This is a genomic window from Alcaligenes sp. Me129 (assembly GCF_050487245.1).
Classification (GTDB): Bacteria; Pseudomonadota; Gammaproteobacteria; order Burkholderiales; family Burkholderiaceae_B; genus Alcaligenes; species Alcaligenes phenolicus.
In genome coordinates, this window is record NZ_JBKQGX010000027.1 from 1 (window position 1) to 16,244 (window position 16,244).

Below are 16,244 nucleotides of genomic sequence, written 5' to 3' on the forward strand. Positions count from 1 at the left end.
GCGGGAGACGAGTCTCGAACTCGCGACCTCAACCTTGGCAAGGTTGCGCTCTACCAACTGAGCTACTCCCGCATTTTGCTGTGCAGATTGAATCTGTTTTCAGCGTTTTACTTATTAGCTATTGCTTATTAAGTAAAGAAAGCTAGTTTAGAGTGGCTATCTTTGTTTGTCAAGCGTTTTTGATATTTTGCCTAAGCTTTTTATCAGTACTGCCTAACGAACTAGCCTGCCTTCAAACTGCTTTTTGCTGCGAAACCGACGCTGCGCTAAGCAAGAACGTAACTATAGACTGGAGCAAAGAAGCTTGTCAATAGATTCTGTAAATTTTTCCGGAAAATTGTCTGTCCGAGCTATGCTTACTGCTTTCTTTGATCGTGGGACAGGGCCGTGGACAGGCAGCGTAATGTGGATTTGAGCTCTTTTAATACCTTGGGTTTGGGCAGCCGCGCGCGCGACCTGGTGGTGTATGACAATGTTACCCAGTTGCCTGCCTTGCAAGCGCTGGTGGAGCAGGGGGAGCGTATCTTTGTGCTGGGCGGTGGCAGCAATGTGGTGCTGTCCGAGCAAGTTGATGCCCTGGTGATCAAGGTAGAAAGCAAAGGGATTGGTTTACTGCAGGAGCGGGACGATGCCTATATCGTGGAAGCGCAGGCGGGTGAATGCTGGCATGACTTTGTGCAGTATTGTTTGAATCAAGGCTGGCCCGGTCTGGAGAACCTGGCTTTGATTCCCGGTACGGTAGGTGCTGCGCCTGTACAAAATATTGGTGCTTATGGCTTCGAGCTGGAGCAGCGGGTGCACAGCGTGCTGGCCTGGAGCTTTAAAGAAGGCAAAGAGGTGGAACTGTCTGCGGCCGAGTGTGGCTTTGCTTATAGAGACAGTCGCTTCAAGCACGATCCGGCCGGGAGCTGGTTGATTCTGGCGGTGCGCTTTGCCTTACCGCGTCAGTGGACGCCGGTGCTGGAGTACCCCGATCTTAATAAGCAAGCTCATTTGGCGGGGGAGCCAGACCCTCAACGCATTTTTGATGCAGTCTGCGAGATTCGCCGTCAAAAATTGCCTGACCCCCGTGTGTTGGGTAATGCGGGTAGTTTCTTCAAAAATCCCCTTGTGCAGACCGAGCAGCGTGATGCCTTGAAGCAGCAATGGCCCAATCTGGTTTCTTATGAAGTTGGACAGGGCCAATGCAAACTAGCGGCGGGCTGGTTGATTGACCAGTGTGGCTGGAAAGGCAAGCGTGATGGTGCCGTGGGCGTGCACGATCGCCAGGCTTTGGTGCTGGTGAATCATGGTGGCGGAACTGCGCATGATATTGAACGCCTGGCCCAGGCGATTCGGGGTTCTGTTCGGGAACGCTTCGGCGTGGAGTTGGAACAAGAGCCCGTTATTGTCAATTAAACATCGACCGCGCCCCACCATCGCAGAGTTTGTGCCAGATGGTGGCGCACGGCTTCCATGGCCGCTTCGGGGTTTCCTGCCTGTAGCGTATCCAGAATCTGTAAATGCTCCTTCATGGCGGGCACAATGCGCTCGGGTAATGGGCGGCGCGAGTGCTGCAGAACATTGATGCGATCACAGTTCTCCTCGTAGATCGTCATGGCCGAGCGGTTCTGTAGTGCTTGAGCCAGATAGCGATGCAAGGCCCAGTCCACTTCCATGGCCTGAATCTGCAAAGCGGTGGTAACAAGGCCGCTTTGTGCCTGCTCCAGAATCTTCTCGTGTTTGTCCCGCAAGCTCTCCAATGCGGGCTGTTTCGCACAGCTAGCCAGTATCCTGGCCCCCTCCTGATCAAAGACACAGCGCAGTTGGAAGCATTCCCGCAGCGCTTCCGTGGTTGCCTCCAGAACCAGCACTCCCCGCTTGGGCAAGATGGACACCAGCCCGGCAGCCGCCGCGCGCTTGACCGCTTCACGCACTGGGGCCAGAGGGAAGTCGCTTAATTTCATCAGCTCCGCCATCGACACCATCTGCCCCGCGCGTACCTGACCTGTAGCCAATAAATGACGAAATGCCTGAAACGCCTGGGTGGCCAGCAAAGTGTCATCAGAGGAGGAGGGAATACTCATTTGGCGTCTCCGGTTTGTACTTGTAGGGGTTTTTACGACTGCTTGTGCATATTCGATTTTAATTATATTCGGTATTTCATATTGAATATATGCTGACATGTCAGATGAGATTTTAGATTGATGGATTGCTGGTAGCGACACGGCAGCGCTTACAAAACAACAGGAGACAACGATGCGTTTTTTGTACAGAACCTTGTTTGGACAGGTCATTGTGGCCTTGATACTGGGAGTCCTGGCGGGTGTGATCTGGCCGGATTTCGCCGCCTCGCTCAAACCCTTTGGTGATGGTTTTATCAAGCTGATCAAAATGATCGTGGCTCCCTTGGTGTTTTGTGTCGTGGTGCACGGAATTTGTGGCAGCAGCGATTTGAAGAAGGTGGGGCGTGTTGGGGTGAAGGCCTTGATTTACTTTGAGGTTGTCACCACCTTTGCCTTGGCCTTGGGCATTTTGCTGGGCTACTTCTTTACGCCTGGGCATGGGATGAATGTAGACCCCAGTACTCTGGACGCCAGTGCCATGGCTGCATATACCTCGCGAGTGGAGCAAAGCACAGATACCGTCGGGTTTTTAATGAAGATTATTCCGACGACGTTTGTGGATGCCTTTGCGTCAGGCGATATTTTGCAGGTGCTGCTGATTGCAATTTTGTTTGGTTTGGCGGTTGCCTTGCTGGGTGAGCGGGGTCGTCCGGTAGCATCGGCGGTAGAGACGCTGTCCCATGTGTTCTTCAAAATTATTGGTTTCATCGTCCGTTTGGCTCCCTTGGGTGTGCTGGGAGCCGTCGCTTTTACGGTTGGCGAATACGGGCTTGGCACCTTGGGCAAGCTGGGCCTGCTGGTTGTACTGTTTTATGTGACGTGCGCCATTTTTGTGCTGGGCGTCTTGGGGCTGATCTTGCGCATGACCGGCTTTAGCATCATCAAGCTGTTGAAGTATCTGCGCGAGGAATTGCTGGTTGTGCTGGGCACAGCGTCGTCTGATGCGGTCTTGCCCCAAGTGATGCGCAAGCTCGAGCGTATGGGTATCAAGCAATCCACTGTGGGTTTGGTGGTGCCAACAGGTTATTCCTTTAACCTGGATGGTTTTTCGATCTACCTGACCTTGGCCGCCGTGTTTATTGCACAGGCAACCAATACCCCCTTGTCCTTTATCGATTTGATGACCATTTTGGCCATTTCCATGTTGACCTCCAAAGGGGCGCACGGTGTGCCGGGGTCTGCCATTGTGATTCTGGCAGCTACCTTGAGTGCGGTTCCTGCTATTCCGGCCATTGGTCTGGTGCTGGTTTTGTCCGTTGACTGGTTCATGGGTATGGCGCGGGCCTTGACCAACTTGATTGGTAATTGCGTAGGAACCGTGGTGGTGGGCGCCTGGGAAGGTGACGTGGACCGAGAGCGGGCTCATGCTGTTTTGGATGGGCGTGTTCACGTTGATCTGAGCCAGGACAGTAATGGCAATTAAGCCGAGCCGTTCATGAGCTTAAAACCCGTGTCAGCCAAATCGGCTGAAACGGGTTTTTTATTGAGCCTTAAGTCTACTAATCATCAATTAAATCAGGGCATTAAGCTGAAACTTCCTCCAGCGAACGCCCCTTGGTTTCCACCCCCAATGCAATCACCACCAACGCTGCAATAGAAAAGGAAATAGCCCCCAAGGTGAAAACGCCTGCATGACCGGTCCAGGGCAGGATAAAGCCCACCAGCAGCGGTCCGAATAAGGAACCCAGTCGGCCAATGGAAGAGGCAAAGCCCGCGCCTGTGCTGCGTGTCCGTGTGGGGTACAGCTCGGGGGTGTAGGCATACAAAACCGACCACATGCCAAACATGAAGAACTGCATGCACAAACCAGCGCCAATCAGTTGAGCAACAGGCGCCTGACTGGTGGCGACGTGGCCATAGATAAAGGCACAGCCGGCGCTACCGAACAGCATCAAGACCATGGTTGCCTTGCGACCCCATTTCTCCAGCAACCAGGCCGAGAAGATGAAGCCTGGAATACCGGCCAGGGAAATATAGATGGTGTAGGTAACGGACTTGGTGACTTCATACCCGGCTTGTTGTAGCAGTGCGCCCAGCCAGGTAGTCAGACCGTAGTAGCCCAGCAAGGAGAAGAACCACAGCATCCACAGCATCAAGGTGCGGCGGGCGTATTGGCCTTGCCAAAGTTGGGCAAACAGCGCGCCACGCTTAAGCTTCTCGCAAGGGGTGGGAGGCAGGGGAGAGGGCAGGGCCTGGCCGCCGTTGGCCTGAATAACTTTATGTTCAAAGGCCGTGGTGACTTGTTCGGCGCGGTCGTTATGGCCTGCTTCTTCCAGCCAGCGGGGGGACTCAGGAACCCAACGGCGGATCACAAACACAAACAGGGCGGGGATAGACAGGGCAATGAAGATCCCGCGCCAGCCTATATAGTCCAGGCTCAGGTAGGTCAGAATCCCGGCGCTGATAAAGCCCAGCGGCCAGAAGCCTTCCAGAATCGCGATGTACCGACCGCGACTTTTAGCGGGCACGATCTCCGAAACCATGGCCAGGCCGATGGGAAATTCCATTCCCATGCCAAACCCCAGCAGCACCCGGAACGCCATCAACTGCTCGACGTTTTGGGACAGCCCACAGGCCAGGCTTCCTACACCCCAAAAAATCATGCTCCATTGAAAGACAGGTTTGCGCCCGTACTTGTCTGCCAGCATGCCCGCAATGGCAGCACCCAAAAACATGCCTAAAAAGCTGGAGCTGGCCAGCATCCCCGCCTGCGCGGTGCTGAGCCCCATTTCTGCTTTGATGGAACCTAAAACAAAAGTCATGATGCCCAGGTCCATGGAGTCAAAGAACCAGGCGGTCGCGATAATACCGAACAGCATGCGTTGATAGCGTGTCATGGGCAATCGCTCCAGGCGATTGGCCACATTGGGGGATACGGCTGTCATAGGTGTCTCCTGTAGGTCCGCTCTTGTGGCGGGTTTATGTATAGGTGACCTGCCGTCAGGCCATGGCAGGCCTTTTTTCTTCTACTGATATATTACATGGATACTAGTGGTGTTTATTTTAAGGTTAAATAATGGTATGTACTTAGCTGGCTAATTAATTATGGGTCAGTGCTCCGGCTAAAGAGCCCTCAAAAGCGTGTTGAATAATGCGTTGATAGGCGCTGGTGCAGTCAGCAACCGGGAAGGCTTTGGCAAGACGAGTCACTTGCAGGGCGTCGCTCAACAGGCGCTCCAGCTGATGCTCTTGTACGCCGCATTGGCTCAGGTCAGAGGGGATGTCCAGTTGTTCGACCAGCGACCGCACATAGGCAGGCAGAGCCAGTAAGGTATCTTCCGGCTTGCCGGTTGGCATGCCCAGTAGTTGGGCGACTTCCAGCAATTCCGAGGCGCGGGTTTCACGCAGTTCGTCCAGAACGTAGGGCAGCAGCACGGCATTGGTGGTGCCGTGAGATTGATGCGTCAAACCTGCCAGTGCGTAGGCTATGCCGTGCACCGCATTCAGACCTGCCGTGCCGTAGGACAGGGCGGCATAGTAGCTGGCGCTGGCCATGCCATCACGGGCTTCAGTGTCGGTGCCGTCGCGATAGGTTCGCAGCATGTACTGGCCGCACAGGCGTATGGACTCGCGTGCGAACATCATGGTCAGGCTGGATCGGCCACTATAGCCAGGGTCGGGGCTACCGCCACGGTCAAACAAGCTGGCGTCCTGAGTCACGAAGGATTCAATTGCGTGGGTCAGGGCATCAATACCGGCGTCGGCAGTGACGCGGGGTGGGCAGCTATCGCTGAGTTCCGGGTCGATGACCGCAATGGCGGGACGCAGCGCATTGCCCATGACGGCAATTTTGGTGGCATTGTCGGGGTCGACCAGAATGGCTCCCGGTGTTGCTTCTGATCCCGTGCCGGAGGTGGTGGGCAGGGCGATCAAGGGCAAGGGCTTGGTGTGGGCGGGCCAGGTCCCGCTGTAGGTGCGTATGGGCTCCCCGGTGGGGACGGTCAGACACAGGGCTTTAGCCAGATCTATATTGCTGCCGCCGCCCAACGCCAATACGAAATCGATAGGGTGATCGGCCAGGTGGGCACGTACTTGCAGCGTGGCCTGATCACATAAGGTAGTGGAAGGATCTGGCTCGCCCCCATCAAAAACCACAAGTTCAATTCCCTGTTCTCTACAGGCGGCGATGTGGTCCTGAACCCAGGTGGTTTGAATGGTGAAAAAACGGTCGGTAATCAATAAGCCGCGACGCCAGCCCAGGTGGGCAATCAAGGCAGGTAGTTCATGGCGGCAGCCGCGTCCCATCAGGGTGCGGGGTGGTGGGCAAAAGAAAACGTGTGTGTTCATACGGCAGTCCTTGCGGTGTGTAGAGAGCAGAAGGGGTCTATCAATGAGGCGATTAGTTCAGTGTGTGAGCCCAGGATGCTGTGGCCCGCATCAGGCAGGCTGTGCAAGGTGGCTTGTGGCAGTGCCTGCGCCAACCGGTGGGCGTGCTCAATGGGACAGTCCTGATCCTGTTCGCCATGGATGATCAAAGAGGGGATGGAAATACGGGGAAGTTGCGCATACAGGTCGTGGTGCCGATTAGCCAGCCAGGTCCAGGCCACATCTTGATGACCTGCGGCCTCCAGCAGGCCCAGGCGCTGTTCCCGTTCTGCAATTTCTTGCAGCAAGGCAGGCGTGTCCTGGGCCTTGAACCATTGAGTCCGGTTCAGGCTGGCTGTGCCCGATAACAACAGCAGGGCTTGAGGCAGTGGGGCCTGTTCGTCCAGTAAAGTCAGACAGGTTTGCAGCACCACTGAGACGCCCAGGCTCCAGCCTGCCAGGACATAGGGCGTGTGTTCAGGCAAGGCTTGAATGCTGGCGCGTAGATCCTGCACAAAGCCGTCCAGCCCGTAATCTTCCTGGCTGGAGCCGCGAAAGGCATCGCCTCGGCCTCGCAAGTCCGGGGTGTGCCAGGACATCAAATTCGAGCTGGCGTTGACCACTGGCAGCCAGCTGCGATGGGTGCCCTGAATCCCATGCACGGCAATGATGGTGGTCTGTTTTGAATCGCAGGCAATGCTCATGTGGCTTCCTGGAGTAGATAAATACAACTAAGATATGAGGCTGTTGCCCAGTTCCGGCCTTGTACTTGCAGGGCCAGAGCAGGCGTCAGAGTTTGGGTGTCAGCAGCAAACGCTGCGTTTTAAAGGCAGGGTCAGCATGGTTACAAGCAAGCGGAAGGTAGCGGGAAAAGGGCAGGCTCAAGATGAGGTGCTGGACATCAAGGCCTTGACGGAACCCAAGCCCAAGCTCACAGACATTGCTTATGAGCGTTTGGAAGAAGCCATCATTACCCTGAAGCTGCCGCCGGGCAGCATCGTGTCCGAGCTGACCTTGAGCCAGATGTTCGAGATTGGCCGCACGCCGATTCGGGAGGCCATTCAACGTCTGGCACGCGAACATTTGATGCTGGTCTTGCCGCAGCGTGGGCTGTTGATTCCAGAGCTGGACATGCCCAAGCAACTGCGCCTGATCGAGACGCGACGGGAGATCGAGCGTCTGATCTGCCGTAGTGCGGCCAAACGGGCGACACGCGATCAACGCGAGCAATTCAAGAGCTTGCATGATGCTTTCCTGGAAGCAGCCACCCAGAACGATGAAGTCAGTTTTATCCGGGCAGATCGACGGTTGAATGAGCTGGAAATCGAGGCGGCTCGCAATGAGTTTGCCGAGGCAGCGATGCGTCTGACACATGGGCTATCCCGTCGTTTCTGGTTCTGCCACTATCAGCAAAATCCGGATTTAACGGAGATGGGCAGACTGCATGCCAACTTGGCGATGTCCATTGCCGGGGGCGATATGGACCAGGCCGGTCAAAGCCTGGATCTCTTGATGGACTACATCGAAGAACTCGCCCGCACGACCCTGATTTCCAGCTTGTAAGGACAGGCAGGGCCTTAGCTGGCCAGGCCACGCTCCAGGGCGTGGGCCTCTTCTTTTTTCAAGGCCGGGCCGTCCGTGGTGTCGCCGGTATCTTCAAAACGGAAACGGCGAATAATGGGCTTGAGCTCTTCCTTGACGTGCTTTTCGCTGTAGCCATTGAACAGGTGGCCAAGCAGACCGCGACGCAGATCCGTAGTGCCCATGGCCCAGTCGGCGATCGGGAACGTCAGGTTCATGTTGTACTTCATCATGATGCCCTGATTGTGGTGGGCGGTATGGTGGCGGCGAATGGTGTTGATGAAGGGCATATTGCGTACAAAGCTGTTCTCATGCACATGACAGCAGTAGTGAAAGGCCTCGTACACCAGGTACTGCGCCACCATGGTCATGAATACAAAATAGCCTGCATTGGGGTTGATGATGGTTGCGGCCAGCCAGCCCAGAATCCCGCCGCCTACCCCCAATGTTGCCAGAACGCGCCAGGGGAAAAACACAATCCGGAACTCCTTGCTGGAATCAATTGTGGCTTCGTTGTCGGTGAAGTACTGGTGATGCTGGCGGGTGTGGCGTTCGTAGATTTCCCGCAAGCCAATGATGTTGATGCGTCGGTGCATCACATAACGGTGCATGGCCCATTCAACAAAATTACCCGCCAGAAAAACGGGGATCACAATCAGCCATTCCCAACCTACCGGGCCTAGCTGGGTGATGCTGTAGTAAATCGCTGCCAAGCCCACGATATAGGTCACTACCACGTGAACAATGCCGTTGTAGGCGGGGCTGATGTTGGATTTGTAGTCCTCTCGGAACTTGCGTTGGCGTTCGCTCATCATGTCGGTTGTCTCCTGCGGGAAAAGGTTTATTCTTTAAATATCCAACTAACATATTAGTGATATTTTTTTCTGCGTCAAGCAGGGAAAACAGGGGGGAGGGAATGTGACAAGGGGGCGACTTAAGGGGAGAACCCGCCACAGCGTTTGGTGGAGCAGTTTTTCAGGTCAGGTTCAGGGCTGGTTTTGCCGTTTTACTGGCGAGCTTGGAGCTGTTTTTTTGTGATGAGGCGAGAGGTGGGAGGGGACAGGACGGGACACACTGGATCAAGGCTGGAGCAGGGGAGGAAAGGACGAGTGAAGGACAAAGCAAGGTAAAGAGTAGGGACAAAGGCAAAGGGATAGGTGCTGGTCAGATCAATCCAGAGTGGCCACTTTCGGCAAGTAGCCAACAGGAGGAGGCTCTGTTAAGCGAAGATAAAAAAAGCCGGCTCGAAAGCCGGCTTTTGGTCAGAGCGTTTGCAAGTCAGGAACTTACAGGCCCAGCACGTCTTGCATGTTGTACAGGCCAGTGTTTTTATCGCCCAGGAAACGGGCTGCACGCAGGCTGCCGTTGGCATAGCCAGCACGGCTGCTGGAGCGGTGCGAGATTTCGATGCGCTCGCCTTCGCCGCAGAAAAACACGGTGTGGTCGCCCACAATATCGCCACCACGGACGACGGAGAAACCAATGCGGCCATCCTGACGGGCACCGGTGTGGCCGTGACGGGCCCAGTCAGCGACATCGTTCAGGGATTCACCCCAGGTTTTGGCAATGGCTTCGCCCATAGCCAGAGCTGTCCCCGATGGCGCATCCACCTTGTTGCGGTGGTGGGCCTCAAACACCTCGGCGTCGTAGCCCTGGTTCAGCAAGGCAGCCGCCATTTCAATCAACTTCAGGGTGGCATTGACGCCTACGCTCATGTTCGGGGCGAAGACAATGGCAATCTCGCGACCAGCCGCCAGAATCTGTTGTTTCTCTGCTTCGGAAAAACCGGTAGTGCCAATGACCAGACGGGTGCCGTGCTGCATGCAGGCGTCCAGATGGGCCATGGTGCCTTCAGGGCGGGTGAAGTCGATCAGGCAATCTGCCTGGGCCAAGGCGTTCAGGTCGTCCGTGACTTTGATACCTGTGTCTTTACCCAGAAAGGCTCCTGCGTCCTGACCAATGGCTTTGGAGCCGCTGTGGTCCAAGGCCGCGGCCAGTGTCAGGTCGGTACTGTTCAAAACAGCTTCAATCAGCATACGGCCCATACGGCCGTCTGCGCCAGCAATGGCAATGCGCATGTATCCAGTGTCCTTAACGTAAAGCTTAAAGCGTAGGCTGGTTGCCGCTCACGCTGGGTGTTGGGGCGGCTTGGTCGGCGTCAGCGGGGGGCGGGGTGTGTTTCTTGCCTGTGTCGCTGCGCTCGAAGGGCTGGCGGTCAGGTTGCTCGTCGCCTTCCCAGCGAACCAGAGTGTCGCCTTCAAACCAGACGGTAAAGGTGCGCTGCTCGCTCTTTCCGTAGCCAGGCTTGTTCAGGTAAGGGTAGTCCCAACGGTCGGCGTGGAAAATGTCCTGCAAGGTGGGCGAACCCAGCAGGTAACGAACCTGTTCGCGTGTCATCCCCGATTGCAGGCGGGCCACTTGCTCGGCAGTGATCCAGTTCCCCTGCTGAATGTCGGCGCGGTATGGGAAGCCCCATTTAGAGGATCCGCAAGCGCTCAGGGCGGCGGCAGCCAGGCTGGCTGCGAGTATGGCGCGGATGACAGGAGTGAATGAATTGGCCTTCTTCTGCACGAAATGCCCCAGTAGGAATAAAATCGTTATCATATAAGGGTTTAGGAAAAAGCGCATGAATTGCGCATTGAACCGCCTCAAGACGAGCTGGTTTTCAACCAGGACGGACTTGAGATCTATCCCCATCAAGATGCGATAATTTAGCCATGAACGATCAAAATGAACTGAAGAACATGGGGCTTAAGGCGACTTTTCCGCGCCTGAAGATTCTGGATATTTTTCGCCGCTCCGACCAGGACGGTCAACGCCACCTGAGCGCTGAAGACGTATACCGCCTGCTTATTGCCGAAGAAGTCGATATTGGTTTGGCCACGGTCTACCGTGTGTTGACCCAGTTCGAGCAAGCCGGCATTTTGGTGCGCAGCCAGTTTGACGGCGGCAAAGCCGTCTTTGAACTGAATGATGGCGATCACCACGATCACCTGATCTGCACCAATTGTGGCGTTGTGGAAGAGTTTACCGACAGCAATATCGAAGCCCGCCAGCACCAGGTCGCCAAAGACCACGGTTTTGTGCTGGAGAGCCATACCATGCTGCTGTACGGCATTTGCCCCAAGTGCTCGGAAGCAGGCAAGCAGGCCAAGCCTACTTTGCGCAGTTAATCCCTTTGTAGAGGGTCCGCCGGTGCGGGATCTGATGATTGGGGGCAGGATAGCCAGGGCGGCATCCTGAAAATTCAAAGAACAATCAGATCCGGATCACAGGGCCTCACGATTGGATACAAAAAAAACCACCAGCTGCCTCGGCGCTGGTGGTTTAGCTTGCGTTTCAAAATTGCTTAACGCTGACGTGCCAGCATTTCCCGCGCATGTTCACGCGTTGTTTGTGTAATTTCCAGACCACCCAGCATGCGGGCGATTTCGTCCACGCGTTCGTCTTGCGTCAAAGGACGGATAGAGGAAAAGGTCTGACCTTGCTCGGTCGTTTTCTCGACCTTCAAATGATGGTTGCCGCAGGCGGCCACTTGGGGCAGGTGGGTCACACACAAGACCTGATGACGTGCCCCCAACTCTTGCAGCAAGCGTCCCACCACTTCGGCCACCGCGCCACCGACACCCGTATCCACCTCGTCAAAAATCAAGGTAGGCACGCGGGCTGCCTGGCTGGCGATAACAGACAGTGCCAGGGAAATTCGGGCCAGCTCACCACCCGAGGCCACCTTGGCCAGCGGACGTGGTGTTACCCCTTCGTGACCAGCCACCAGAAACTCCACCTGCTCTGCGCCGTGAACCTGGGGCGCGCAAGCGGTCAGGGCGACCTCGAAGCGACCGCCTTGCATGGCCATGGACTGCATCGCCTGGCTGACTTGTTTGCTCAGTTGCACACTGGTTTTGCGTCTTGCGGCACTTAGCTTGCTACTTAGCTCCTGGTACTGTTTTTCAGCCTGCTGAGCCTTGGCTTGCAAGGCTTCCAGATCAAAAGACTGTTGCAGCTGTGCCAGCTGTTCCTGCCAGGTTTCCAGCAGGCTGGGCAGTTCTTCGGGCTCCACTTTCAGCTTGCGTGCGGCACTGAAAATGGCAGAAACCCGTTCTTCTGCCTGCGCCAGACGCTCGGGGTCCAGCTCCATATCGCTTAGATAACTGTTCAAGTCCGAAGCTGCTTCGGTGACGGCAATTTGTGCCGACTCCAAGGCATCCACAATCGCTTGCAGGCCTGGGTCATGACGCAGAAGGGCGCTCATTTCGTGGCTGGCTTTGCCCAGCAGTTGCTGTACCGAGGTTTCCTCGCCATCCAGAGCCGTCAGGGCCAAGGCACTGCCGTCAATCAAGGCCTGGGCATGGGACAGGCGGGTGTGTTCTTGTTGCAACTGGTCCCATTCACCAGCACGCAGATTCAGGCTGGACAGCTCGTTGATCTGCCACTCCAGACGCTCCTGCTCTCGTTTGCCCTGCTCAGCACTTTGACTGGCCTGTTCGACGGCTTTGCGTGCCTGGCTCAATTGCTGCCAGGACTGCGCCACTTGGCGCGCCAGGGGTAAATGGCCGCCTTGGCTGTCGAGCAGATCGTATTGGCTTTGAGGGTTCATCAGACTTTGATGAGCGTGCTGACCGTGAATATCCACCAGCAATTCACCCAGCTCGCGCAATTGAGTCAGGGTTGCAGCGCTGCCATTGATGTAGCTGCGGTTGCGACCTTGCTGGTCGATCAGTCGACGCAAGATCAACTCGTCCGCGACATCGAAGTCACGCTCGCGCAGCCAGCTTTGAATGTCTTGTTCACAATCGAAGTGCGCGCTGACTTCAGTGCGCGGACAGCCCTCGCGGATGGCTTTGGCATCGCCGCGTGCCCCCAGCACCAGGGAGAGCGCGTCAATCAGAATGGATTTACCAGCGCCGGTCTCTCCGGAAAAAACCGTGAAGCCGGAGTCGAAATCAATCGTGGCTTGATCCACGATCACAAAGTCTCGAACGTGCAGGGTACGGAGCATAGGGGTTTATTCGTTTTCGTCGTTAGGCAAAGGGATGTGATTCCAGCCCAGCTTCTGACGCAGGGTGGAAAAAAAGCTGTAGCCCTTGGGATGGATAAAGCGAATGGTGTCCTGGGAGCGACGCACGTCAATGCGGTCTCCCTGCTGACAGTCCGACCAGGTTTGCATGTCAAAGTGCACGCTGCCACCCGATTCCACCCGGCCCAGAGCCGTAATGGTCAAGTTCAGGGTGCCTGTGTCGGGTAGCACGATAGGGCGGTGCGACAGGGTTTGCGGAGCAACGGGGACCAGCAAAAATGCCTTCAGGGAAGGGTGCAGCAAGGGACCACTAGCCGCCAGCGCATAGGCCGTGGAGCCCGTGGGGGTGGAGATGATCAGGCCGTCGGAGCGCTGGCGGTACATGAATACGCCGTCAAGCTCGACACGCAGCTCGATCATGCCGCCGCGCCCGGCGCGGTTGATGACCACATCGTTCAGGGCCACGCCTGAATACAGCACTTGCCCGTCACGCACCACGCGGCCTTCCAGCATGGAGCGCTCTTCAATGTCGTATTCGCCTTTCAGCACGCGCAGCAAGGCGTCGTTGGCGTCATCCAGGGGAATGTCGGTAATGAAGCCCAGGCGGCCGTGGTTGATCCCGATCAGGGGAACCTTGCTGTGGGCTAATTCGCGCGCAGCGCCTATCATGGTGCCATCCCCGCCCATCACGATAGCCAGATCGGCGCGCTCGCCAATTTGGGCATAATCGCCGATGGGGAATTCGGTAATACCGGCATTCTGGGCGGTTGTGGCCTCAAGCAGCACCGAGCAACCAGTGTTGACCAGGGTTTTAGCCAGCGATCGGATGGGCGCATCCAAGCCGGAGTCCTGGTATCTGCCAACAATGGCAACCGTTTTGAAATGCATGGGGCGAAAACCTTATGATTGATGAAATAATGGCGATCAGTGGATTATAGAGTTGCCACTCTAGGCTTGGCTGTAAGATTCTCCCCTTTATCATGCAGAGCTGGTGTTTTTAAGTGACGTACGCGACATGGATGACAGAGCAAATGCCTTGTTGAAGGTGCTGATCGAGCGTTACATCGCCGATGGTCAGCCGGTAGGGTCCCGTACCTTATCGACCATTTTTGATTTTTCCCCGGCCACGATTCGTAATGTGATGGCCGAGCTGGAAGGCCTGGGCCTGATTCATAGCCCCCATACCTCGGCGGGGCGCATTCCTACGCCTAAAGGCTATCGCCTGTTTGTGGATCGCCTCCTGGCTGCCGAGCGTTTCGAGCGGCCCGATGCACGCAACCTTAGCCAGTACCTGCCTTTTGACGAGCCCAACCGGGCGGTCAGTTCTGCCGCTTCCTTGCTGTCGAATCTGTCGCAGTTTGCTGGTGTGGTGCTGGCGCCGAAAAAAGCCCAGACCTTCAGGCAGATTGAATTTATTCGCCTGTCTGACAAACGGGTGTTGCTGATTATCGTCACGCCGGATGGTGATGTGCAAAACCGCATCCTGTTTGTCCCGCGCGACTATCTGGAGCAGGAGCTGGTCGAGGCTAGCAACTTTTTCAATCAGCATTTCTCGGGCATGTCCTTCGAGTCGGTCAAGCTGGCCTTGTCGCAGGAGCTCAGCTCCTTGCAGGCGGACATTTCGCGCCTGATGCAACAGGCGGTGGATGTGGGCAGCCATCAGCCCGATAGCGAAGAAGCGGTGGTCATCGCCGGTGAAAGCAAGCTGTTGAACGTGACCGAGATGGTGGCGGACATGGACCGTTTGCGCCGTCTGTTTTCCTTGTTCGAGAAGAAAACCGATCTGCTGCACTTGCTCGATGTCTCCAGTCAGGCCGATGGCGTGCAAATTTATATAGGCGGAGATTCGCAGCTTTTACCTTTGGATGATGTGTCCGTCATTACCGCGCCGTATGGCGTGGATGGCAAGGTCGTGGGGACGCTGGGTGTGATCGGGCCATCGCGGATGGCGTATGATCGTGTGATTCCTATCGTGGACATTACGGCCCGGCTATTGTCCAATGCCCTGAGCCATCACTCTGCCAGTTAAGGGATGGACCTTCGGCCTGCTGTTGGGCTGAGGGCAATCTGGCTGTCTAACGTACTAATCATCATGCCCAAGTTGTTTGCTTCTCCTTATTTGCCCGAAGCGCAGGACGCCGATATGTTCAATGATCAGGCTCCGGTACGCGAGGCCGGGCCCATCGGTATCTTGCTGGTCAATCTGGGCACGCCGGACCAGCCCGATGCTGCGTCCATTCGCCGCTACCTGGGGGAATTCCTGTCAGATCCCCGCGTCATTGAAATCCCTCAGCCGCTCTGGCAGATCATTCTGCGTCTGTTCATCTTGCCGCGCCGCCCCAGCAAGCTGGCACCGCGCTACAAGGATATCTGGTTGCCACAAGGCGCGCCCTTGCTGGTCTACAGCCAGGCACAGGCCGATGGCCTGCAAGAGTTGCTGCAATCGCAAGGCCATGATGTGAAGGTGGAGCTGGGTATGCGTTATGGCAACCCGTCCATTGCTAGTGGTCTGGATAAATTGAAAGCATCGGGTTGCGAACGAATCTTGAGCTTGCCCCTGTACCCGCAGTATGCAGCCAGCACCACGGCTACGGCGGTGGATTGCGTGGCGGAGCACCTTGGAAAACAGCGCAATCAACCTGAGCTGCGCTTCCTCAAGCGTTACCATACGCACCCGGACTACATTGGCCCGCTGGCGGCACAGATACGCCGCTACTGGGATGAACATGGCAAGCCAGAGCGTCTGCTATTGAGCTTTCACGGCTTGCCGCGCCGCTGCGTGGAACTGGGCGACCCTTATTACCGTGACTGCCGTGAAACGGCGGATGCCTTGCGTGCGGCGCTGGATGAGCCTGCCGTAGAAGTGCACATGGCATTTCAAAGTCGCTTTGGCGCGCAGCGCTGGCTGGAACCCTATACCGAGCCCACCTTGCGCGAATGGGGCAAGCAGGGGGTGGGGCGTGTGGATGCCGTCTGCCCCGGTTTTCTGGCCGATTGTCTGGAGACGCTGGAAGAAATCCAGGTGGAATGCCGCGACGCTTTCCTGGAAGAAGGTGGCCGTGAGTTCCATTACATACCTTGCCTGAATGACGATCCGCAATGGATTGAGGGCCTGGGACGGCTGGCCGTGCAGCATCTGGGAGGCTGGCTGCCCAGCCGTCTGGTGCCAGCCGGATAGCGGTATTGGACGTTTTCCAAGGGGCTGGCCAGCAAAATATGCAGGCGGGTCTTGAACT

The 16,244-nt window shown here is 56.2% G+C and carries 15 protein-coding genes and 1 tRNA gene; 6 read left to right on the top strand and 10 right to left on the bottom strand.

Annotation, left to right across the window (positions count from 1 at the left end):
* A tRNA-Gly gene (locus tag ACLPGZ_RS18660) sits at nucleotides 1–72 on the bottom strand.
* A gap of 315 nt (nucleotides 73–387) precedes the next feature.
* On the opposite strand from ACLPGZ_RS18660, the gene murB reads away from it, so the two are divergent.
* Nucleotides 388–1,398: a UDP-N-acetylmuramate dehydrogenase gene (murB, locus tag ACLPGZ_RS18665; protein ID WP_239054532.1), complete on the top strand. Its 1,011-nt coding sequence runs from the start codon at nucleotides 388–390 to the stop codon at nucleotides 1,396–1,398.
* Here murB and ACLPGZ_RS18670 read toward each other — a convergent pair.
* The gene (locus ACLPGZ_RS18670; protein ID WP_009459563.1) at nucleotides 1,395–2,066 is read right to left on the bottom strand and encodes a GntR family transcriptional regulator; all 672 of its coding nucleotides are present in this window, start codon (nucleotides 2,064–2,066) and stop codon (nucleotides 1,395–1,397) included. The genes murB and ACLPGZ_RS18670 overlap by 4 nt on opposite strands.
* Nucleotides 2,067–2,238: 172 nt before the next feature.
* On the opposite strand from ACLPGZ_RS18670, the gene ACLPGZ_RS18675 reads away from it, so the two are divergent.
* Complete coding sequence (locus ACLPGZ_RS18675; protein ID WP_088450611.1) at nucleotides 2,239–3,528, top strand: C4-dicarboxylate transporter DctA; 1,290 nt, start codon at nucleotides 2,239–2,241, stop codon at nucleotides 3,526–3,528.
* Nucleotides 3,529–3,628: 100 nt separating this feature from the next.
* On the opposite strand, the gene ACLPGZ_RS18680 is transcribed toward ACLPGZ_RS18675, so the two are convergent.
* From ACLPGZ_RS18680 to ACLPGZ_RS18690, 3 genes are all read right to left on the bottom strand, one after another.
* Nucleotides 3,629–4,990: an MFS transporter gene (locus ACLPGZ_RS18680; RefSeq protein WP_021446915.1), complete on the bottom strand. Its 1,362-nt coding sequence runs from the start codon at nucleotides 4,988–4,990 to the stop codon at nucleotides 3,629–3,631.
* Nucleotides 4,991–5,144: 154 nt separating this feature from the next.
* Nucleotides 5,145–6,392, bottom strand: a complete 1,248-nt coding sequence (locus ACLPGZ_RS18685; RefSeq protein ID WP_137431161.1) for an iron-containing alcohol dehydrogenase — start codon at nucleotides 6,390–6,392, stop codon at nucleotides 5,145–5,147.
* Entirely contained in the window at nucleotides 6,389–7,114 is a 726-nt protein-coding gene (locus ACLPGZ_RS18690) for an alpha/beta fold hydrolase (RefSeq protein ID WP_137431160.1), read from the bottom strand. The genes ACLPGZ_RS18685 and ACLPGZ_RS18690 overlap by 4 nt, the downstream gene beginning before the upstream one ends.
* Before the next feature lie 136 nt (nucleotides 7,115–7,250).
* On the opposite strand from ACLPGZ_RS18690, the gene ACLPGZ_RS18695 reads away from it, so the two are divergent.
* Nucleotides 7,251–7,973 (top strand): GntR family transcriptional regulator, encoded by a 723-nt coding sequence (locus ACLPGZ_RS18695; RefSeq protein WP_026483247.1) that lies wholly within the window; start codon nucleotides 7,251–7,253, stop codon nucleotides 7,971–7,973.
* 14 nt (nucleotides 7,974–7,987) lie between these two features.
* Here ACLPGZ_RS18695 and ACLPGZ_RS18700 read toward each other — a convergent pair whose 3' ends face one another.
* From ACLPGZ_RS18700 to ACLPGZ_RS18710, 3 genes are all read right to left on the bottom strand, one after another.
* On the bottom strand, nucleotides 7,988–8,806 hold the full coding sequence (locus tag ACLPGZ_RS18700) for a sterol desaturase family protein (protein ID WP_009459555.1): 819 nt from the start codon (nucleotides 8,804–8,806) through the stop codon (nucleotides 7,988–7,990).
* 471 nt (nucleotides 8,807–9,277) lie between these two features.
* Nucleotides 9,278–10,069, bottom strand: coding sequence for a 4-hydroxy-tetrahydrodipicolinate reductase (dapB, locus tag ACLPGZ_RS18705; protein WP_026483245.1), 792 nt, complete (start codon nucleotides 10,067–10,069; stop codon nucleotides 9,278–9,280).
* 25 nt (nucleotides 10,070–10,094) lie between these two features.
* Nucleotides 10,095–10,595, bottom strand: coding sequence for an outer membrane protein assembly factor BamE (locus tag ACLPGZ_RS18710; RefSeq protein WP_196784070.1), 501 nt, complete (start codon nucleotides 10,593–10,595; stop codon nucleotides 10,095–10,097).
* A 113-nt stretch (nucleotides 10,596–10,708) separates the two neighbouring features.
* On the opposite strand from ACLPGZ_RS18710, the gene fur reads away from it, so the two are divergent.
* Nucleotides 10,709–11,164 carry a ferric iron uptake transcriptional regulator gene (fur, locus tag ACLPGZ_RS18715; RefSeq protein ID WP_035272094.1) on the top strand — a complete coding sequence of 152 codons (456 nt, stop codon included), beginning with the start codon at nucleotides 10,709–10,711 and terminating at the stop codon, nucleotides 11,162–11,164.
* Between the two features lie 176 nt (nucleotides 11,165–11,340).
* Here the strand turns inward: fur and recN are convergent, their stop codons facing one another.
* Together recN and ACLPGZ_RS18725 are read right to left on the bottom strand one after the other, a co-directional pair.
* Nucleotides 11,341–12,990, bottom strand: coding sequence for a DNA repair protein RecN (gene recN / locus ACLPGZ_RS18720; RefSeq protein WP_353639674.1), 1,650 nt, complete (start codon nucleotides 12,988–12,990; stop codon nucleotides 11,341–11,343).
* Between the two features lie 6 nt (nucleotides 12,991–12,996).
* On the bottom strand, nucleotides 12,997–13,896 hold the full coding sequence (locus tag ACLPGZ_RS18725) for an NAD kinase (protein ID WP_009459550.1): 900 nt from the start codon (nucleotides 13,894–13,896) through the stop codon (nucleotides 12,997–12,999).
* A gap of 127 nt (nucleotides 13,897–14,023) precedes the next feature.
* Between ACLPGZ_RS18725 and hrcA the strand changes: the two genes are divergently transcribed.
* Together hrcA and hemH are read left to right on the top strand one after the other, a co-directional pair.
* Nucleotides 14,024–15,037, top strand: coding sequence for a heat-inducible transcriptional repressor HrcA (gene hrcA, locus ACLPGZ_RS18730; RefSeq protein WP_009459549.1), 1,014 nt, complete (start codon nucleotides 14,024–14,026; stop codon nucleotides 15,035–15,037).
* 63 nt (nucleotides 15,038–15,100) lie between these two features.
* Nucleotides 15,101–16,186, top strand: coding sequence for a ferrochelatase (hemH, locus tag ACLPGZ_RS18735; RefSeq protein ID WP_247966570.1), 1,086 nt, complete (start codon nucleotides 15,101–15,103; stop codon nucleotides 16,184–16,186).
* Nucleotides 16,187–16,244 lie beyond the last annotated feature (58 nt).